This window comes from Bacillus sp. R45 (genome assembly GCF_021729365.1).
In the GTDB taxonomy this organism is placed as follows: Bacteria; Bacillota; Bacilli; order Bacillales; family Bacillaceae; genus Bacillus; species Bacillus velezensis.
In genome coordinates this window covers 1820494-1842110 of record NZ_CP091421.1, presented here as the reverse complement: position 1 = coordinate 1842110, position 21617 = coordinate 1820494, and the positions used below count along the sequence as shown (strand labels likewise).

The 21617-nt window shown below is 44.6% G+C and carries 17 protein-coding genes and 1 pseudogene; 6 read left to right on the top strand and 12 right to left on the bottom strand.

Going from position 1 to position 21617, the window contains the following annotated elements; all coding sequences use genetic code 11:
• The first annotated feature begins 285 nt into the window (after positions 1-285).
• The 4 genes from L3V45_RS09000 to L3V45_RS08985 all read left to right on the top strand — a co-directional run bounded on the left by L3V45_RS09000 (position 286) and on the right by L3V45_RS08985 (position 5399).
• Complete coding sequence (locus L3V45_RS09000) at positions 286-1824, top strand: glycoside hydrolase family 43 protein (protein ID WP_003153930.1); 1539 nt, start codon at positions 286-288, stop codon at positions 1822-1824.
• Positions 1825-1875: 51 nt separating this feature from the next.
• Positions 1876-3147 carry a glucuronoarabinoxylan endo-1,4-beta-xylanase XynC gene (locus L3V45_RS08995; RefSeq protein WP_236837357.1) on the top strand — a complete coding sequence of 424 codons (1272 nt, stop codon included), beginning with the start codon at positions 1876-1878 and terminating at the stop codon, positions 3145-3147.
• A 141-nt stretch (positions 3148-3288) separates the two neighbouring features.
• A complete protein-coding gene (locus L3V45_RS08990; protein ID WP_073982052.1) occupies positions 3289-3996 on the top strand; it encodes a response regulator transcription factor in 708 nt (235 codons plus the stop codon).
• Between the two features lie 2 nt (positions 3997-3998).
• The gene (locus L3V45_RS08985) at positions 3999-5399 is read left to right on the top strand and encodes a sensor histidine kinase (protein ID WP_014305089.1); all 1401 of its coding nucleotides are present in this window, start codon (positions 3999-4001) and stop codon (positions 5397-5399) included.
• 51 nt (positions 5400-5450) lie between these two features.
• Here the strand turns inward: L3V45_RS08985 and L3V45_RS08980 are convergent, their stop codons facing one another.
• A complete protein-coding gene (locus L3V45_RS08980; protein WP_070081898.1) occupies positions 5451-5762 on the bottom strand; it encodes a magnetosome magnetite crystal formation protein family in 312 nt (103 codons plus the stop codon).
• Positions 5763-6223: 461 nt separating this feature from the next.
• On the opposite strand from L3V45_RS08980, the gene L3V45_RS08975 reads away from it, so the two are divergent.
• Together L3V45_RS08975 and L3V45_RS08970 are read left to right on the top strand one after the other, a co-directional pair.
• Positions 6224-7723 carry a cellulase family glycosylhydrolase gene (locus tag L3V45_RS08975; RefSeq protein ID WP_236837356.1) on the top strand — a complete coding sequence of 500 codons (1500 nt, stop codon included), beginning with the start codon at positions 6224-6226 and terminating at the stop codon, positions 7721-7723.
• 195 nt (positions 7724-7918) lie between these two features.
• Positions 7919-8830, top strand: a pseudogene (locus L3V45_RS08970) (alpha/beta hydrolase).
• Positions 8831-9525: 695 nt separating this feature from the next.
• Here the strand turns inward: L3V45_RS08970 and L3V45_RS08965 are convergent.
• The 11 genes from L3V45_RS08965 to L3V45_RS08915 all read right to left on the bottom strand — a co-directional run bounded on the left by L3V45_RS08965 (position 9526) and on the right by L3V45_RS08915 (position 21296).
• Positions 9526-11154, bottom strand: coding sequence for a YndJ family protein (locus L3V45_RS08965; protein WP_236837355.1), 1629 nt, complete (start codon positions 11152-11154; stop codon positions 9526-9528).
• Complete coding sequence (locus L3V45_RS08960) at positions 11148-11756, bottom strand: DUF4166 domain-containing protein (RefSeq protein ID WP_060674247.1); 609 nt, start codon at positions 11754-11756, stop codon at positions 11148-11150. Before L3V45_RS08960 ends, L3V45_RS08965 begins: the two co-directional genes overlap by 7 nt.
• Positions 11753-12568: a hypothetical protein gene (locus L3V45_RS08955; protein ID WP_236837354.1), complete on the bottom strand. Its 816-nt coding sequence runs from the start codon at positions 12566-12568 to the stop codon at positions 11753-11755. Before L3V45_RS08955 ends, L3V45_RS08960 begins: the two co-directional genes overlap by 4 nt.
• A 118-nt stretch (positions 12569-12686) precedes the next feature.
• Complete coding sequence (locus tag L3V45_RS08950) at positions 12687-13958, bottom strand: MFS transporter (protein ID WP_014305081.1); 1272 nt, start codon at positions 13956-13958, stop codon at positions 12687-12689.
• A gap of 66 nt (positions 13959-14024) precedes the next feature.
• Positions 14025-15026 (bottom strand): substrate-binding domain-containing protein, encoded by a 1002-nt coding sequence (locus L3V45_RS08945; protein WP_043867163.1) that lies wholly within the window; start codon positions 15024-15026, stop codon positions 14025-14027.
• An 83-nt stretch (positions 15027-15109) separates the two neighbouring features.
• Positions 15110-15946 carry an SDR family oxidoreductase gene (locus L3V45_RS08940; RefSeq protein ID WP_046559609.1) on the bottom strand — a complete coding sequence of 279 codons (837 nt, stop codon included), beginning with the start codon at positions 15944-15946 and terminating at the stop codon, positions 15110-15112.
• Positions 15943-17019 (bottom strand): mannonate dehydratase, encoded by a 1077-nt coding sequence (gene uxuA, locus L3V45_RS08935; RefSeq protein ID WP_057080742.1) that lies wholly within the window; start codon positions 17017-17019, stop codon positions 15943-15945. Before uxuA ends, L3V45_RS08940 begins: the two co-directional genes overlap by 4 nt.
• Position 17020: 1 nt before the next feature.
• Positions 17021-17656 (bottom strand): bifunctional 2-keto-4-hydroxyglutarate aldolase/2-keto-3-deoxy-6-phosphogluconate aldolase, encoded by a 636-nt coding sequence (locus L3V45_RS08930; RefSeq protein WP_003153952.1) that lies wholly within the window; start codon positions 17654-17656, stop codon positions 17021-17023.
• Between the two features lie 13 nt (positions 17657-17669).
• A complete protein-coding gene (locus tag L3V45_RS08925) occupies positions 17670-18689 on the bottom strand; it encodes a zinc-binding alcohol dehydrogenase family protein (RefSeq protein WP_236837353.1) in 1020 nt (339 codons plus the stop codon).
• 29 nt (positions 18690-18718) lie between these two features.
• Positions 18719-19675, bottom strand: a complete 957-nt coding sequence (locus L3V45_RS08920) for a sugar kinase (RefSeq protein WP_057080740.1) — start codon at positions 19673-19675, stop codon at positions 18719-18721.
• Between the two features lie 202 nt (positions 19676-19877).
• Entirely contained in the window at positions 19878-21296 is a 1419-nt protein-coding gene (locus tag L3V45_RS08915) for an alanine/glycine:cation symporter family protein (protein WP_032858584.1), read from the bottom strand.
• Positions 21297-21617 lie beyond the last annotated feature (321 nt).

Below are 21617 nucleotides of genomic sequence, written 5' to 3'. Positions count from 1 at the left end.
CGTTTTTTATTAAAAAGGCGAGAGTCATACTCCTGTGTTCGCAAGGCTTACTCCAGAGCCGTTCTCCATGACCGGTTGTCATCAAATGGTAAAAAAATCATCATACATTTTAAGGAAAAAGAAGGATGTCAAGTTATTAGAAAAAAGTGTAGCGTATGTTTATGGGTACTAGCTCTATTATTGAGTTTCTTAACTGCGGAGTCTGCTTTTTACTGCCGGTACTGCAATTTGTTCTCAAATGGTAAAAGTTCCCCGAATTTAAAGAAAAAGGAGGAGCGTTAAGTTATGTGTAAAAAATGTTGCGTATGCCTATGGGTCCTTGCTTTATTATTGAGTTGCTTCACTGGGAAGTCTGCGTATGCTGCCAGCACTCCAATTGCAAAACATGTTGGGAATTCAAATCCGCTTATCGACCATCATCTGGGCGCGGATCCGTTTGCGCTGACCTATAACGGAAGAGTCTACATCTATATGTCAAGCGATGACTATGAATATAATAGCGACGGCACGATTAAGGATAATTCATTTGCCAATTTGAATAAAATATCCGTCATATCTTCAGCGGATATGGTGAACTGGACAGATCACGGAGCGATTCCCGCAGCGGGTGCCAATGGGGTGAATGGCGGCCGGGGGATTGCCAAATGGGCAGGAGCATCATGGGCCCCGTCAGCCGCGGTGAAAAAGATCAACGGTAAGGATAAATTTTTCCTTTATTTCGCAAACGGCGGCGGAGGTATCGGGGTTCTCACCGCAGACAGCCCGACCGGTCCGTGGACAGATCCGATCGGAAAACCGCTGGTGACGCCAAGTACACCAGGAATGTCCGGTGTTGTATGGCTTTTTGATCCGGCAGTATTCGTAGATGATGACGGTACCGGTTACCTATATGCCGGCGGAGGCGTTCCGGGCGGTTCAAATCCAACGCAGGGACAATGGGCCAATCCTAAAACAGCAAGAGTCATGAAATTAGGGCCTGATATGACCAGTGTTGCCGGAAGTGCATCTACGATTGATGCGCCTTTTATGTTTGAAGATTCGGGAATGCATAAGTATAACGGAAAATATTACTATTCCTATTGTATCAATTTCGGGGGCGCGCACCCGGCCGATAAACCTCCAGGTGAGATCGGTTATATGACCAGCTCAAGTCCTATGAATTCTTTTTCGTATAGAGGGCACTTTCTGAAAAATCCGGGAGCATTTTTCGGAGGCGGCGGGAACAATCACCATGCTGTTTTCAATTTTAAAAACGAGTGGTATGTGGTGTATCATACTCAAACTGTCAGCTCCGCTCTTTACGGGGCCGGCAAAGGATACCGTTCTCCCCATATAAATAAGCTTGTGCATAATCCAGATGGCTCCCTGCAAGAGGTAGCGGCAAATTTTGCAGGTGTCAAACAGCTATCCAACTTGAATCCATATAACCGGGTAGAAGCGGAAACGTTTGCCTGGAACGGACGGATTTTGACAGAGGCATCCTCAGCACCCGGCGGGCCGGTCAATAATCAACATGTCACAAACATTCATAACGGAGACTGGATTGCTGTAGGAAATGCAGATTTCGGGTCAGGCGGTGCCAGGACGTTTAAAGCAAATGTAGCGTCCGCTCTCGGCGGAAAAATAGAAGTGCGACTAGACAGTGCAAACGGTAAGCTTGTCGGAACCTTGAATGTCCCTTCCACAGGCGGAACGCAATCCTGGAGAGAAATAGAAACTGCGGTAAGCGGCGCATCCGGTGTTCACAACGTATTCTTTGTATTTACCGGAACTGGTACAGGAAACTTGTTTAATGTTGATTACTGGCAGTTTACACAAAGATAAGCAAAGGTACGTTTTCTAAGTCTATAAAAGATAAATGAAGGGGAGGAAAAAATGATGTCGAGCGTAAAAAAACCATTTTGTGTATTATTGGTATGTTTCACAATGCTGTCCGTCATGCTGTTAGGACCGGGAGTTACTGAAGTTTCAGCAGCAAGTGATGCAACAGTTAATATATCTGCAGAAAGACAAGTGATTCGCGGTTTTGGAGGAATGAATCACCCGGCTTGGATTGGAGACTTGACTGCGGCTCAACGGGAGACCGCTTTTGGCAATGGACAGAATCAGTTAGGTTTTTCGGTCTTAAGAATTCATGTAGATGAGAATAGAAATAATTGGTACAAGGAAGTGGAGACTGCAAAGAGTGCGATCAAACACGGAGCAATCGTTTTTGCTTCCCCTTGGAATCCGCCAAACGATATGGTTGAGACTTTCAATCATAATGGTGACACATCAGCTAAGCGGCTGAGATACGATAAGTACGCCGCATACGCACAGCATCTTAACGATTTCGTTAATTTCATGAAGAGTAATGGTGTGAATCTGTATGCGATTTCTATGCAGAACGAGCCTGATTACGCTCACGAATGGACATGGTGGACGCCTCAAGAAATCCTGCGTTTCATGAGAGAGAATGTCGGTTCCATTAATGCCCGTGTGATTGCGCCGGAATCATTTCAATACCTGAAAAATATATCGGACCCCATTTTGAACGATCCGCAGGCGCTTAGGAATATGGATATCCTCGGAACCCACCTGTACGGCACTCAGGTCAGTCAGTTTCCTTATCCTCTTTTCAAACAAAAAGGAGCGGGGAAGGACCTTTGGATGACGGAAGTATACTATCCGAACAGTGATAACAACTCGGCGGATCGATGGCCTGAGGCTTTAGGTGTTTCAGAGCATATTCATCATTCAATGGTAGAGGGAGATTTTCAAGCTTATGTGTGGTGGTACATCCGCAGATCATACGGCCCGATGAAAGAAGATGGGACGATCAGCAAACGCGGATACAATATGGCTCATTTCTCAAAATTTGTGCGCCCTGGCTATGTAAGGATTGATGCAACGAAAAATCCTGAGCCGAATGTTTATGTGTCAGCCTATAAAGGAGACAATAAAGTTGTGATTGTTGCCATTAATAAAAATAACACAGGGGTCAACCAAAACTTCGTGTTGCAGAATGGATCTGCTTCGCAAGTATCCAGATGGATCACGAGCAGCAGCAGCAATCTTCAACCTGGAACGGATCTCAAAGTAACGGATAATCATTTTTGGGCCCATCTGCCGGCTCAAAGCGTGACAACATTTGTTGTAAAACGTTAAAGGCATCAGCATTGCATTAAGCCAATTTTCTTACTCGGAAAAGAAAATTGGCTTATTTTCTGTGGGAGAGAATGTTGATTTTTTAACGATACACGGACATTGGGTATAATAATGACAATGACTTCAAGGAGTGATCAATATATGTCACGGCTTCACAGCAAAATATTAATCATAGACGATGAAAAAGAAATTTCGGAACTGATCAAAACCGTATTAATAAGAGAAGGCATTGATCGCGTAGTGACCGCTTCAACTGCCCGTGACGGATTGGCTCAATTTCATCAAGAAAATCCCGATCTTGTGATATTGGATATCATGCTGCCAGACGGTGAAGGCTATGATATCTGCAAGCAAATAAGGGACATTTCACACATTCCTATTATCTTTTTGTCTGCAAAGGGGGAGGAAACGGATAAAATTGTAGGACTTGCCATCGGCGGGGACGACTACATTACAAAACCTTTCAGCCCGAAAGAAGTCGCATACCGGGTCAAAGCGCAGCTGAGACGGGTCTCTTACTTACAGCCTTCTCAAACCGGAACCGTGATAAAAAAAGGGCCATTTGAATTAAACCAACAACAAGCCGAGCTCACCAAAAATGGAGCGGCTATTGAGCTAACACCTAAAGAACTTATGCTTATGGCCTATTTTCTGCAGCATCCCAATCGGGTGATCAGTAAAGAAACACTCTATCAAGCTGTATGGGGAGAAGACTTTTTCGGTTCTGACAATACGGTGATGGTTCATATACGCAGGCTCCGTGAGAAAATAGAAAACATCCCATCAAAACCAGACTTTCTCGTCACTGTGAAAGGGTTAGGCTACAAATTTGTTGTAAAGGATGCGTAAGGATGAATTGGCGATTAACAGGCAGATACATGGTATCTGTCATCATAGTGACCATCATTACAGTCTTCATTAATTTATTTATTTTTATGTTTTGGCTCGTTTTACAGGCGAACAGCCAACATGACGAAGAAAGTACACCGGAAACTTTCACAAGATCATTCGGACAATATGTCACGTTATCGAACAATGGTATCGCAGTAAACAAAGAGGGCCAAAAAGCTTTAAAAGAGCAGAATGCATGGATTCAAATATTAGATGAAAACGGACAGGATGTTTATCATGATAGAGAACCTAAAGGACTGAAGAAAAAATATACGCCTATTGAAATTGTAAATTTACATAAATATAAGGATGAACAATTATTATCAACCATTTACGCCGGCGGAAAAAAAGTAAACGGCAAGGAGTACAGTTACTTTATAGGGTTTAAAAATCCCTCTCTCGGAAAATTTGTCCTCTCATATGATACCAAGGAATTTGTGACGAAGTTCAATACAGGAACCATCATATTATTATCAATAGATGCATTGATCGCGTTACTCATTGGCTATCTATTCAGCCGGCAGCTCACAAAACCGCTCGGCCGTGTCATTCAAGGAATCCAGCGGTTAGCTAATGGAGATTATACGATCAAAATGAAATCCAAAGGCATTTATAAAGATGTGTTCTATAATGTCAATCACTTATCGGAACAACTATCTTTAAGCAAAAAAGAAAAAGATAAATTAGAGCAAATGCGTGAAGAGTGGATCAGTCATATTTCTCATGACATTAAAACACCATTAGCATCTATTCAAGGCTATGCAGAAATCATCAAAGATCCGAATTATCATCTCACAGTCGAACAGATCAGAGATTACGCCCGGATCATTGTGAGTAAATCGCTCTATATGAAAGATGTGATGGAAGATTTAAATTTAACGACAAGGCTGAAAAACAACGATGTGATGTTAAATAAAGAACGGGTAAACCTTGTATCGCTGCTGCGGGAAACGTTAATTGATATTTTAAACGATTCGAGATATGCGGATAAGTCCATTGAGCTTCAAACGAACCTGGAAAAACTGATGCTGAACCTTGATGCGATATTGATTCGGAGAGCGGTCACGAATCTCATTTTAAATGCCCTCGTTCACAATGATCCCGATGTGAAGATCGTTGTACAGCTTGAACAAAAAGAACGAACTCATGTGACAATTAAGGACAACGGCAAAGGGATAGAAGAAGAGGAGCTGGAAAAAGTGTTTGATCGCTATTACAGGGGGACAAATACAGGAACGACGCATGCAGGCTCTGGTCTTGGAATGGCCATAGCAAAGGATATTATCCAAAAGCACGGAGGGGACATCACCATTCACAGCACCGCGGGAGAAGGGACAACGATAGATATACAATTATCATAATGGCTATACAAAAAAAACGGTTCTGCTGATTAATAACAGAACCGTTTTTTCCTATTGTTCCGAAAACACTTTGATTCCTTTGACAATGTTCCAAATGAAAAAATAGATCGCCACAAGGAATGTAACAGCATAAGTCGCAAGCAGGAAAGGCCCGGCATGTCTGATATCATTCATACCAAGTAAACCTGAAGCGATGATGCCAATTCCAAAAATCAAATAAGGAATCAGATGCGTCCACAAAGATTTTTTCGCATGATCTTTCACATCGTCCTGGCTTAAGAAATAGACGATAATCGGAAACAGAAACGGCGCAAAAAATATACTGAAGTAACATAATGAAGACAAAATTTTATTTTCTCTCAAACCTTTTCACCTCTATGATTTATTGAAGGGGGAATTCTTCTGGCTGAATCCCACACTGAAGTACAATCTTATTGTACAACTCCAACCTTAACCCGTATTAATCCGAACCTTACATCAACCTTAAATTAACAAGGACGGGCAAGGGCTCGTCTTATTACAATCATAAGATTCAATGCCATATTGAGACTCATCACATTTAGCGCGTCTACGTCGGAAATACATTTAATTTTTCGATTCGATTGAAAAATAACGTGTAAAGTCCCGATTCAGTCCAGTTTTCTTTGTTCTATATGTGTCAGGTGTGTCTTATTCAATAGAGTTAGAGCAAATTGACAGGCTTTTAAACCTCCCAAAAACAAGAAATTAGGTTGATAGACAATCATGAGAAAGATTTTTACAATGAGTTCGAGCTCATAAGAAGTGAAGAGCCAAAAATGATGCGAAGGAGGAAAAGATCAGATATGAAACGGTCAATTTCTATTTTTATTACGTGTTTATTGATTACGGTATTGACAATGGGCGGCTTGCAGGCTTCGCCGGCATCTGCAGCAGGGACAAAAACCCCAGTAGCCAAGAATGGGCAGCTTAGCATAAAAGGAACACAGCTCGTAAACCGGGACGGCAAAGCGGTACAATTGAAAGGGATCAGTTCACATGGATTGCAATGGTATGGCGATTTTGTCAATAAAGACAGCTTAAAATGGCTGAGAGACGATTGGGGCATAACCGTTTTCCGCGCGGCGATGTATACGGCAGATGGCGGTTATATTGATAATCCGTCCGTGAAAAATAAAGTAAAAGAAGCGGTTGAAGCGGCAAAAGAACTTGGGATATATGTCATCATTGACTGGCATATCTTAAATGATGGCAACCCAAACCAAAATAAAGAGAAGGCAAAAGATTTTTTTAAGGAAATGTCAAGTCTTTACGGAAACACGCCAAACGTCATTTATGAAATTGCAAACGAACCAAACGGTGACGTGAACTGGAAGCGTGATATTAAACCGTATGCGGAAGAAGTGATTTCCGTTATCCGCAAAAATGATCCAGACAACATCATCATTGTCGGAACCGGTACATGGAGCCAAGATGTGAATGATGCAGCCGATGATCAGCTAAAAGATGCAAACGTCATGTACGCGCTTCATTTTTATGCCGGCACACACGGCCAATCTATACGGGATAAAGCAAACTATGCACTCAGTAAAGGAGCGCCTATTTTCGTGACGGAATGGGGAACAAGCGACGCGTCTGGAAATGGCGGTGTATTCCTTGACCAGTCGCGGGAATGGCTGAATTATCTCGACAGCAAGAACATCAGCTGGGTGAACTGGAATCTTTCTGATAAGCAGGAATCATCCTCAGCGTTAAAGCCGGGAGCATCTAAAACAGGCGGCTGGCCGCTTACAGATTTAACTGCTTCAGGAACATTCGTAAGAGAAAACATTCGCGGCAACAAAGATTCAACGAAAGAACGCCCTGAAACGCCAGCACAAGATAACCCCGCACAGGAAAACGGCATTTCTGTACAATACAAAGCAGGGGATGGGGGTGTGAACAGCAACCAAATCCGCCCGCAGCTTCACATAAAAAATAACGGCAATGCGACGGTTGATTTAAAAGATGTCACTGCCCGTTACTGGTATAACGCGAAAAACAAGGGCCAAAACTTTGACTGTGACTACGCGCAGATTGGATGCGGCAATCTGACCCACAAATTTGTGACGCTGCATAAACCTAAGCAAGGTGCAGATACCTATCTGGAACTTGGTTTTAAAACAGGAACGCTGTCACCGGGAGCAAGCACAGGGAATATTCAGCTTCGTCTTCACAATGATGACTGGAGTAATTATGCACAAAGCGGCGATTATTCCTTTTTTCAATCAAATACGTTTAAAACAACGAAAAAAATTACATTATATCATCAAGGAAAACTGATTTGGGGAACAGAACCCAATTAGTTAAGCTTTAGGCGGACATCAGCAACGATGTCCGCTTTTATTATCTTAAACAGCAATACATGGAGGTTTACGTGAAGGAGTAGATATGATTCACTCAACATATAATGTAATCGTTTTACAGTTTTGAAAAGTGTTTATAGCGCAATGTATGTATTTCACATCCGCCACTTTTATTACTTAAGGAGGAACAAGAGAATGAAAAGGTATGACGCATTTCCAGAGCCAATCGGCGGCTATACTGTCGGCCGCACCCAACTGATTTTGAGTACACGGCATCAGATCATACAAAAAGAGAACTGACGGCGTTTGTGTACTATCCGTCCGACAGCAGCGAAGGGAAGACTACATCAACGTACATGTTTCCTGAAGTCTGCGAAATGCTTGATGAGCAGCCGCTTCTCACTGCGCGGAAGAATGCTTACTCTATAGATATCAAGACCCAATGTTACGACGGCCTTGCTCTCTCCGGGAAGGAAAAACGCTATCCGGTGTTATTCTATGTTTGCGGCGGGGGCGGTTCTTCAGAATGGGGCACAGTGATCTGTACAGACTTGGCAAGCGTGGGATATGTTGTGGTAAGCATCGGCCATCAGAATAGCACGATGTATAAGCGTAAAGATGGGCGCCTGTTTAATGTATCAAAGGATTTTTCGGATGTTATTATGGCGTTTTCTGAAGATCCGGAGATGATGGCGTTGGCTGGTAAGATGGCGATGCGTCCTGACGATGAAACTGCCATTGAGATGTGCCATAACGTGTTTACACTGCCGATTCTTGGCAAGTTAACAAAGTATTGTGAATTGCAGGCGGAAGATGTAAGGTATGCAGCCGATTATCTTGTCAAACTGGACTCTGGAGAGCTGAATTCCATCTTTAAGGACAGATTATTTCTCTGTTGATCGTGCTGCGCATTTAGATTACTGCGACATCGTGTTTACCAGTGTGAATGAGGAACTTAGAGGCGAACGGAATGCCACGGAGATGCGAAATCTTGTTACAGACTATACGAAGAACTTTTTTGATCATTACATCCTGCAGAAAGCTGCAGGTGTGGAAAGTCTGGCATACGATGGCGTGGACTTGATCAAGAAGACCAGCAACAAGTGACATAACCGATGAAAATACTCAAACTGAAAAACCTTTATAACCAATTAAGGACGTAGAGGTTTTTTAATATTACCTTACAAAAAGGGGAAGCTGTTAGAATATATGGATCCACTTTTATATTCTCTTCACAATTTCTAGTTTACATAATATATATTCTAGGAAGTTATAATGAGAAATGAATTATAAGTCTCATGAACCAAGTATACTTTAGTTATTGAGACAAAGAAGAGAAATTTATAACTGCAATAATCGCACATTGTGTTATTGCAGTTATTGCGTTACACGTATAAAAATGTTTACAGCGCTAGTTTTGATTCAGCTGAAAAACCTAACGCAAAAGCAAGCTTGAACAGCCGCCAGCCAAAGCACTGCCACGAAATAAAATCCGGCTGTGAGCCCAGCCAATCATTTTTAAAAAAATCCCGCAACCAAGGTCCCCCGAAAATACCGAGTGCATAAAGCGCCTGGTATGCCCCATCGATGTTGCTCTCATGCCCGCCAGAACAGACTCAATCGACATTCCAATATGCCGTCGTGAAGCCAAACATTGTCGTAAAAATCATGCTATGGGCTAAAATGGACAAAAACAAGATTTTCAGCAGGGACATCTGCCCGGCTGCCTTCATCATGCCGCTCAATGTAGGAATCTTTGCATGAGAAAAAGCCGCCTGATAAACAGACGGCTCTGCAGCTTATTATTTGCTTCGGTTACCTGCGGAAGCATGAGTGATCCGATAATGCACAGTTAAAAATTTCAGTCCGAACAGCCACATATGATGAACGGCCTTCAGGCTTGTTTCGCTCTGGGCTGAAATAAGAAATGTCTCTGCCAGCGGAAGATGACACGTCCCCCATTTCGTCTGCAGATAAATCCCTTCATCTCCCGCTCCGCTTTTTCGCCGTCTGCTTGTCAAAACAAGATTCTGCTTACGCGCATAAGGCTTTAAAATGCCCGTCATTTGGCCGTACGGCAGCGGAAGAGCGATATTCATGTATCCTTCCCCTTTTGCCCTGTACGCTGAATACAGCGCAGTAAAAACGGTTTCCTGCTTTTCATTTGTTCTGATCCACGCACGGACATTTTTTCTGCCGTCTTTGTCAGAGTCAACTCCTATAATATCACTGTGCATGATATACCAATCCGGATTCATGGACAGATGAATCTGCCCCGCTCTTCTGCTGAACGGCTCGTACACGCGCGCGAACGGACGAAACCAACCGCTCCACGTTACTTTCGCCATGATGTCATAATCAATTGTCTTTTCATAAAAGGAAATAACGGCCGGCGCCAGCTTTTCAGTTGAAAAGTCTTCAGAATGCAGTTCTCTCAGCTGATCCTGAAGGCCGGTATAATGGATGTCATTTGCTGCATGAATGTCAGTCAAAAAATCTTTGCCTATCGTTCCCTTCCCGTAAATTCTGCTGAACGTTCTTTCACTGTTCTCATCGAACGGTCTAGGATTTTCTATTCTCCACCCCGCCAAAGCCGGCAGGATAACGCCGAATGCATTGACGGCCCCATGAATCCAAATCATCTGGCTGATCGTGAGCGTTGCCTCTGCGCGGTAGACACCGTACGAATATATCAAAGAAAAAGCAATTGTGATCATTAACACAGCCGAAGAACTCCTGATCAAGATCCTGCCTGTTTTCGTAACAAACGGCGCCTTAAAGACGAGATATGCATTTACATACAGACCCGCAAGATACAGAGCGACAGCAATCACATCAAGTGTCTTTGAAAATGTAATCCCCAAGGCAATTAGGACCGGCGAAATCAAAATAATGACTGTGCTCCACCGGTAAAGTCCGCGTTTCTCCCGTATGATCCTGCCGAGCAATCCGTTAAAGATCGGAATGAGAAAAGCGGAATAGTGAAAGTGCACCGCCGTCAGCAGAACGATAAGCGGGCCGAAATTCAGGACGGGAATCTCAAGGACATATGCGAAGAACCAGAATCCGCCCCCGGCCAAATAAATGAAACCCGCCATAACTGACATCTCTTCTGTTCTGTGAATATTTGTTTTCATCAGCCGGCGGACAGCATACAGTGCCAGTCCAAGCGTATAAATGAACCACACAAAGGCAAAAAAGCTGAAGCCTGTGACAAGCGCAAGCGCCGCACATATAGCGGCAACAGGATAACTCCGTAACCACACATTCTCTAAGGTCTTTGACGGCCGAAAAGCAAAGCAGAATACAGCGGGAACGAAAAAAAGCACGGAAAATAAAACAAACGTCTCAGCCGCTGATATATGCGGAGCTTCAGCCGCCGCAAATCCCAAAAAGCAAACAACGCTTACCATGAGGTGACGCTTCAGCATGTTTCTCCCTCTGTTTCCCGGAAAGTCCCCCGGTAAGAGAAAAGCGTGCCGAGTATCCGGTTTTTCACATGAACCTTTATGCTGAAGCAATTCATTTCCTCATCATAAGCCTCATAAACGGTTGAATTCCCGCACAGCCATGCCGGAAGCGGGATTTTCTTTCCGCCTATCAGGAGCCACTGCCTTCCGGATGTAATAACAAGCCCTCCGTCTGAAGACGCTTCTAAATGCAGTTCAGACAGTAGGATGTGAGGTTTGCCGAAGTAATCAAGAATTCTGTTTTCCCGCTCATCATATTCCATGACCGCATCAAAAAAACGCGTTTTGCCTTTAAAGAAAAAGGTACGATTCCATTCCACGCCATTTTGCCTGTTTTTGTTTTCGATAGTAAAAGGGATATCGTTTCCCCTCTCTGAGAAAAAACATCTAAAAAAAACACCGGTCTTTAAAAGCATTCTGACAAGAAAAGAACCTCCCTTTATTTCTGACATAACGCCTTCTCCGCAAAACGTGCGTGATCCGTCAAATCTGTACCGTTTCTGCAGCATCGGGTGCAGTGATTGATAATGAGTAATCGTTTTTTCATACATTGAATCCGTCATTTCACTTCTCTCTTTCGTTTTGTATGCCAGGCGCTCGGCAGCTTGAGCTTAAGAATCATACCGGCTATCGTAAGGACTCCTAATGAGATCAAGAATCCGCCGCCGGAATATAACAGTGCCGTTACACAAAAGAAGACTGACTGCCCGGCGTGAATCAGCCACTTTCTCCGCATGGGAAGCAGCCATAATACCCCTAACCCTGTCTCCAAGGCTCCCCTCACGATCTCTGCATCGGCACAGCCATCATGAAAGCCTTGAAAAAACCAATACAGACTGAATACGAGGCACATACAGACATAGACAAATCCGAAACGGACCGATATCTTCGGATGTCTGTTTTGTTCTATCCAAAGCCGCAACGCATCAAAGCTCCATGCGGTAGCCCAGCTTAGCAGAGGACGAAATAAAAACCGGTCTATCCAACTTCTCGGCAGACCGCGGGCCGTTTCATATTGATATTGAGTCAAAAATGAGGTTTGTCCGTTATCCCGCTCTATATACTTCCAGTAGCCCCTGCCTTCTTTTATAAGTGACAGCGGATGATCAGAGGCAAAAGCGAGCGAAGACACTCTTTCTGACAAGCGAGGCCTTATGTCACCTATTGATTCGCCTGTGCCGGATACCTTCAGCCCAAAACCGATTCGTGTTTCATATAGAAATCTCTGCGGTTCATCTGGCAGCCTATGAAGATATGTAATGTCAGAAAAACGCAGATCCCATTCTTTATGAAGATGCGGGTTTTGCGTATATTCCCAAAGCGTTTCTATATCAGATGCAATATTGATTTCGACATATATCGGCTTCTGTTTCATGCTCCCTCCTCTTCCCTTCTTTTGTAAACAATTCCTATATTATCATAGGAACAGATCAAGCGGGAGAACGAAAAGGCCATCCCGTTATCGGCAGGACAGCCTCAGTGGCTTTGATGACTTATGAATAAGGTATCGTGTCTTTTTTATCTTCAGAGACTGTTTGAATGATAATCGGACGCACAAAACGGATTACCGCAGCCGAGGCCAAAACAGCTAATCCGCCTGCAAGCAAAAACGCCCCCGAGAATGATCCGCTTTTATCCGCGATAAAGCCGGTTAAAGCAGGCCCGATTATACCGGCCGTGTTTGCAAGAAAATGCATAAAGCCGCCGACTGACCCGACATTCCTTTGATCAACCACATCGTGAATCACCGCCCAATAGATAGAGCCCGTTATATATAAAAAGAAGACTGATAAAGCAACGAGAATAACGGCACTTACGGCAGTGGTAACAAGTCCGGCAAATCCGATCAGTACAGCGGAAGCGAACAGGCAAGTGACAAGAATGACTTTCCGTGAGAACAAAACCCCTTTTCCGGCGGTTTTTTTGTATACATAATCAGAAATCATTCCGCCTGCCGCCAAACCGATAAATCCAAGAATCCAGGGGATAACAGTCACCACGCTCATAAATTCAATACTTAATCCGCGTTCTTTCACCAGATAGCTCGGAAACCATGTTAAGAAGAAAAATAAGATGTAATTGTAGGCGAAAAAGGCAAAAGCCGTGAAGAGAACCGTTTTTTGTTTTAAATAAAAGGTCATCGGGATATGCTGCTCATGCGATTGAACCGCCGCTTTCATTGCCGGGGTGTCTTCCGTCTGTGCCGGCCGTTCTTTGACAAATTTAAACCAGATAAACGCCCAGACTAAACCGACGATCATGATCAGGACAAAGGAAACCTTCCAGCTGAATGCCACAGCAATCATCCCGACAATCGGGCCGGAAATCGCTCCGCCGAGCGGCGTGCCGCTGTTTGTCAGGCCGATGACCGTGGCGCGCTGAGACGGAGGAAACCAATTGTTGACCATTTTGCTTATGGCAGCCGACAGCGGCCCCTCGCCCATACCGAATAAAACACGGATAATCAAAAGACTTACAAATCCGAAAGCAAGCGCAACCGCCCCGCTGAAAAGAGACCAAACGATCATCGCCGTACACAATGTCAATTTAGCCCCGTACCGGTCAGATGCAACACCGCCAAGGAAGTTACACACAGCGTATCCGACAGAAAAACTGCTGAAAATCAGCCCCATTTGGGTTGCAGACAATGTGAGATCCTGCTGTATGAACGGCGCCGCAATAGACAGCGCTGAACGGTCTAAATAGTTAATCACCCCGGCTGAAAATAAAAGAAGAATAATAGGGAATCTATCCTTTGAGAACATAAAATCCCTCCCTCTTATTTCATAATTTAAATTGCCGGAGTAAACCGGTTTATGTAATGAAACCGGTTATCCGGATTGCCTTGCCAGAAGCGCCGGTTTATAGCGGTGAATCCGTTTTTCACCGCTATCTTTTTCTTGTATCTGGCAAAGAAGAAGGCTTCCCGCTTTTCGCGCCATTTCTGCCGCAGGCTGGACGATCGTCGTAATCGGAGGAGTAAAAAAACCCGCAAAAGGAACTTCATCAATTCCGATGACGGCTGCCTTACCCGGGATTGTCATATCATGCTCCTTCATATACTTCAGCACCTCAACAAGAACGATATCGTTTGCCGCCAATATCGCTTTCGGAGGCTCCTGAAGTGAGAACAGCTCTGACAAAACATTAGAAATATCAGCCGCATCGGCTGTTTTGATATATTCGTTCCGCACCATCATTCCGTGGCGGTCAAGCGCCTTTTTATACCCTTCAATCCGTTCTACCCTCGGACTGATTTCCCGAATAATGGACGTCGTAATAATCGCGATTCTCTTAATGCCGCTCTCGATAAACCGGTCAACGGCAAGACCGGCTGCATGATGGTTATCAAGCATTACTGTCGGAATCCCGAGTTCTTCAATGGTTCTGTCCATAAACACGACCGGAAACGTATCGCGTTTCATCTTTTCATATAAGGAGAGATTTTCGCCCGTCGGAAAAATAATAATTCCGTCCACCTGCTTGGCCCTGAGCATTTCAATATATTTCTTTTCTTTTTCCGGTTCATCATCCGCATTGCAGACAATAATATGAAATCCTTGTTCATGAAAATAGTCTTCCACCGCCCTGATGACCTGAGTGGAAAAGGTGTGAAGAATATTAGCCACCACCACACCTACCGTAAATGTTGATTTCTGTTTTAAGCTGCGGGCGACGAAATTCGGCTGATAGTTCAGCTCATGAATGGCCGCTTCTATTTTTTGTTTCGTTTTCTCGCTCATATAGTCATAGCGCTGATTTAAAAATTGAGATACGGTGCTTTTAGATACGTTTGCATATCTCGCCACATCAGAAATTGTAATGGTTTTCATAGACTCATCCCCGTCTGTCTTCATTTTTCACTAGTATAAGTCAGAAGTAAATAGTTTACAATCTGACAGGGAACTGGATTCTGTCACACTCCCGAATAAGCCATAAAACCTCCGTCGACGGGAACGGTGACCCCGGTGATAAAGCCTGAGCATGAATCATCCGATAGCCACAGGAGCGTTCCCAGAAGGTCTTCCGGTTTCCCGAAACGTTTCATCGGTGTATGTGCCATAATCTTATTGGATCGGTCTGTCAGACTTCCATCTTCCTGTAATAACAACTCACGGTTTTGCGCAGTCAAAAAGAAACCCGGAGCGATGGCATTCACCCGCAGCCCTTTTTTCGCGAAATGAACAGCCATCCACATCGTAAAATTCTGAACCGCCGCCTTAGCCGCGCTGTAGGCAGGCACCTTTGTCATCGGTGTATACGCGCTCATAGAAGAAATATTAATAATCGCGGGACATTCCGCCTTCAAAAGGTCTTTTCCAAACACTTGCGATGCCAGAAATGCACCGGTAAAGTTGCTTGAAAATACGCTGGAAAACCCCGTTTCGTCCATATCAAAAAATGATGGGCCCTGCTCATCCTCTTCATACGTCTCATTGGCAGTGATCGCATCAGCGTGGTTTCCCCCGGCTCCGTTAATTAAAAGATTGACAGAACCGAACCGGCTGATAATCTCGTCTTTTGCCTTTTCGAGCGAATCACGGGCTGAAACATCAGCCGGTACAGAAACCGCGGTTCCTCCAGCATCAGCAATCTCGCCCGCCGCACGCTCTGCTTTATCAGCATTCCGGCTGACGATCGCAATTTTCATCCCCTGCCGTGAAAGCTCCTTTGCCATTGCTGAACAGAGAACACCGCTCCCGCCTGTTATGACAGCGGTTCTTCCTGATAAACGTTCATGAATCGGTCTCATCTCTTCACCTCTTTCTCATGAGACGAGAACGCATCCCACAGTCCGCTCAAGTACATAATTCCTAAGGCACGATCATATAAACCATAGCCCGGTCGGCATTGTTCGCCCCAGATATGACGGCCGTGATCAGGCCGTACATATCCTTTGTAGCCTTGGCCGTGCAATTCTTTTACCACACCGGTAATATCAATGGACCCATCACTGGTAAGATGCGAAGTTTCCGTAAAATCACCGTTATCGCAGATTTTCACATTTCGTATATGGGCAAACGGCGCAGCTCCCGCATAGTGTTTGGCGATCTTCACCATATCATTGGCGGGATCCGCTCCCATCGAACCCGTGCACAACGTAATACAGTTGGCGGGTGAATCTGAAATCTCTCGCAGCTTTTCATAACTTTTCTCACCGGTGATAATACGGGGCAGGCCAAAAATTGACCAAGGCGGATCATCCGGATGAATGGCCATTTGAATGCCGTGTTCCTCCGCTACAGGAAGGATTTCATGTAAAAAGAATTCTAGATTGGCCCAAAGCTGTTTTTCACCGACCGTTTGATAGGCTTCAAACAGTTCCTTGATCCGGGCCATTTTCTCCGGCTCCCACCCGGGAAGCGTCAAATCAGAAGATTCTTCAACCGTGCGGATCAGTTCCTCCGGAGGGAGACTTTCCACTTTCGCTTTTTCAAAAAACAAAGCAGTTGACCCATCCTCCAGTGCGCGGAACATATCAGTACGCGTCCAGTCAAAAATCGGCATGAAATTGTAACAGATGACTTTCACGCCGAATTCGGACAGATTGCGAATGGTCTGTTTATAGTGCTCAATATATTGTCCGCGTTCTTCATGGCCGAGTTTAATGGCTTCATGAACATTCACGCTTTCCACGACCTCTGCATGAAACCCATAGGATTGAATGAATCTGACTTCGGCTTCAATGTCCTCCTTTTCCCATACTTCGCCCGCGGGCTTCTGGTGAAGAGCCCAGACGATGCCTTTGACCCCGGGAATTTGTCTGACATGTTCAAGCGTCACCGTATCATTACCTTGGCCGTACCAGCGAAACGTGATATTCATGTTACACCCCCGTATATTCGTTTTTTCGGCAGACGTATTCTTTGCTGAGGGATACGGCAGCTTCATAGCCGCCCTTTTGATATGCTTTTGTCAAGTCGCTTCCCACTCCGACCGCGACCGCTCCGGCAGAAAGCCAGTCATTCATGCTGTTTAATGAGATACCCCCGGTCGGCATAATGCGGACATTCGGCAGAGGTCCGTTGACCGACTTGATAAATGAGGGATTAAACGAATTAGCGGGGAACAGCTTTACCACATCACATCCGGCTTCGAGCGCCAAAGCCATATCAGACACGCTCATGCATCCCGGCAGATACGGTACGCTGTACTGGTTGCATAGAGATGCTATCTCTTTTACAAAATGAGAGCTGACGATAAATGAGGCGCCTGATAAAATGGCGTGTCTCGCTGTTTCGGTATCCATTACAGAACCGGCTCCAAGAAGAATATCTTGATGCCGGAGTTCCTTAAAGACATCTTCCACTTCAGGAGTTGTGTATGTAAGCTCAATAGCGCTGATACCTCCTGAAATGGCCGCTTTTGAAACTTCAAGCGCCTCTTGGCTGTTTTGTCCCCTTATGACAGCCACCACTTGTGCATGCAGAAGTTTTTCGTAAATAGCGTACTTAGGCAGCATTCTCGCTCCTCCTTTAATCAAACGTAATGATTGCTTTTCCCACCTTGCCCGGGTGCTGTTCGATCAACTGAAATGCTTGATGGACGTCATCTGCTGAAAATGTATGTGTAATAAGACCGCCGTGCGTTAACAGGCCTTTATTCAGTAAGTCTGTAATGTACGGAAACTGATTCGTCTGCAATCTTGAACCGGTGATCGTGACTTCCTTTTTTGTGATCGGAAGCTGAGAAATGCCGGCAGTCCTCTCATCAAAACCAAGCACAACCACATGACCGGCCGGAGACACTGCGTCAATTGACGTTTCAAACGTTGAGGGGAGACAGACGGCATCAATGACGACATTAGCGCCTTCATTTTTTGTCCATTCGTTCACCCGCAAAACGGGATCTTCTTTTTGCGCGTTGACGGTAACATCCGCACCGTTTTTTTCAGCGAAGGCCAAGCGTTCATCATTCAAGTCGGTTATCATGACGGAAGCGCCTTTGAACTTTGCCATTTTTAATATGCAGATTCCGATCGGCCCCGCTCCTTGAATCAAAACGGTATCTTCCTTCTCGACACGGCCTCTCCAAACGGCCTGGGCGCCGATCGTATATGGTTCTGCCATGACCGCTTCCTCCCAGGGTAGATCGGGCGAAACAGCATACAGCTGCTTTTCCGGAAGCACGATATATTCCCGCATCCCGCCATCTTCATGAACGCCGAACACCGAAAGCGCTTTGCAGACGTTCGGACGTCCTTTCCGGCAGGCATAGCATGTTCCGCAATAAGATATCGGTTCAATCACTACCCGGTCACCCGGCTTGAAACGCCGGACATGAGAACCGGCCTTTGCGACTTCCCCTGTGACTTCATGTCCGATTACTCTCGGCAGGGACGCTAACGGATTTGTCCCATGATAAATATGCAAATCTGATCCGCAAATTCCGACCCGCTTCACCTTGACAAGAACATCATCCGCGTGGACAACAGACGGTTTCTCACATTCCGTCACCATCAGATCATATGCTTTCCGTACTTGAACCGCTTTCATTTTTTCACCCGCTTTTTAAGTTGTGCTTGCTACCGTTCAATCACAGTCTCTTTGTTTACAAATGACAGAACCTCTTCTAGGCAGGGAAGCCCTTCATTGTCACCGGAAACTGTGGTGACGAGCGCACCGACCGCATTTGCAAACTCCAGACGTTTTTCCGGTTCAAAACCATGTAGATAACTGTACAGGTAGCCGGCATTAAAGCCGTCACCCGCTCCTACCGTGTCGACAGGCGCAACCGGGAAAGCCTCTTTGTGAACCCACTTATGATCATGATACAGCGCAGAACCCGCTTCACCGTCTTTTATGACAAGCTGACTGATTGAATAGCTCTCTGCAAACCGGGCTAATGCTTCATTTTCTCCTATACCTGTCAGCTGTTTCATTTCGTCCCGGCCCGCCAGAAGAATATCAGTATGCGGAAAGATTTGATGAAATGCCGCACGTGCCTCCTCAATCGTCCACAGCTTCAGCCTGATATTCGGATCAAAAGATACGGGAATCTTTCTTGCTTTGGCGATAGAAAGCACCCTTTCAGCAATTTCAAGATTTTTCTTATCAAGCGCGAGGAACACACCGGTAAGATGAACGATGTGAATGCCGTCAAACATATTCTCAGTTATATCTTCCGGTGCAAGAGTCAGAATTGGTGAATTGAAACGATAATAAAACGTCTTGCCTGAACCGTCATTTCTGATCTCTTTGACATTCAAAGATGTAGGAAAGCCTTCAACAAAGGAGACGTCAGTCACATCAATTCCTTCTCCTTTGGCAAACTGATAAATCACTCTGCCGAACTCATCCTTCCCCAGTCTGCTGACCCACTTTGAGTGCAGGTTCAATCTGGCGCATGCAATCGCAAAATTCAGTTCAGCTCCTCCTGCTTTTCGTTCAAAATGGGTAACAAAACGCAAAGGTCCTGTGCTTGCGGGATTTAAGGTGATCATCGCATCACCGATCGTAAAAATGCCATAATCAGAAGCCACATCAATACTCCTTTCCTTTAAGACTAAATCGGTTTGGTAAACCGGTTTAGTTAAACTTTATATGAAAGCCCTTACATATACAAGAGAAAAATACAATAAATTCAAAAAAATCTGTTTTCAGTAAAAATAACCCGGTTTTTCACATAAAAAACCCCTCACAACAAAATGTAAGGGGTTTTTTGAAAATTGTATGCATGTTTCCTCAGTTAGCAGTCTTACGTTCAGGGCTTGTACCTTCTTCTTCCGCCCATGTTTCAATATGCTTGAGCTCCGGAGTATTCTCGGCTTTGAATACAGGATCAAGACCTTTTTTGCGCTGAGCGGCATAATCCTTATAGATCTTGTAGGCTACATTACTCAGCAGTAAGATTGCCACTAAGTTAATGAGAGCCAAGAGTCCCATAAACAAGTTTGCCATGTCCCAGACAATCTGGAAGTCAGCCAAACATCCGTATACCACCATCACTACGACGAATACGCGGTAAATATTAAGCCATGTTTTGCTTGTTTTAATAAATTCAATATTCGTTTCACCATAGTAATAGTTGCCGACGACTGAGCTGAATGCGAATAAAAACATCGCAATCGCAATAAATGTCGGCGCCCATCCGCCGAGATGGTGCTGCAGTGCGGCTTGCGTCACTTGGATGCCGTCGCCTTTAGGCGTAACGCTGTACAATAAAATGATAAAAGCAGTCGATGTACAAACGATAAACGTATCAAAGAACACGCCGAGGGTCTGAATTAATCCCTGCTTAGCCGGATGCGACACATGTGCAGCTGCTGCGGCATTCGGCGCGCTTCCCATTCCCGCTTCGTTTGAAAACAGGCCGCGCTGCGCTCCGATAATAATGATGCTTCCTAAGCTTCCGCCGACGATCTGCTCAAGACCGAACGCATTTTTCACAATCGTAACAAGCAGCTCAGGTACCGCCGTAATATTTACAATCACGACATACAGCGCGATCAGAATATACATTCCCGCCATAACCGGAACGATTAATTGCGAGACGGAAACAACACGCTTCAGACCGCCGAATATAATGAAAGCCGTTAATACAGCTAAAATGATTGCGATAACTGTTTTATTCACATGGAATGCTTCGTCAAACGCCACAGAAATCGTATTTGACTGCACCGCGTTAAAGATAAGTCCGAAAGAAACGGTAATCAATACGGCGAATAAAATACCGAGCCAGCGGGCGCCCAGTCCCTTTGCCATGTAATATGCCGGACCGCCGCGGAATTCGTCACCGGAACGCACTTTATACAGCTGCGCCAAGGTGCTTTCCACAAAGCTGGAAGCCATACCGACAATCGCTACGATCCACATCCAAAATACTGCGCCGGGACCGCCTGTTGCAATCGCCAGCGCGACGCCGGTCAAGTTTCCGGTTCCGACACGAGAAGCTGCTGAGATAAAGAATGCCTGCATTGAAGACACTCCTTTATTTCCTTGCGGCTTCTCCCCGACGATTCTGAACATTTCAAAAAAGTACTGGAATTGAATAAAGCGAAAACGGAACGTAAAGTACAATCCGATCCCGACTAAAATATAAACAAGATACTTCCAAATAAAATCATTTGGAACATTTATGATTTCACTGATGAAAGCCTCCATGTTTAACCTCCCTTTTACATATCTTTTACTGTCATTTTTGCTGTATATGTTAGATCTTTTAACACAACGGGTATTATTATATCACAACAACAGTGGTTGAGAAGTTTTTTTAAGAAAATGTTTCGGTTTCTTCATCACATCTTTTGCTGTCATGCCCCGTTTTTTATTATACAGCCTGAAAAATGTTGTCACGTTATAAGGAATGCGTGCATATCATAACAAATAGGTCTTTAAGAAAAAAGAGATGAAAAGATGGATGGAATGGTATATACTTAACCAGGATAATAATTTTTTAAATTTAATAAATGTGTTTACTTTACA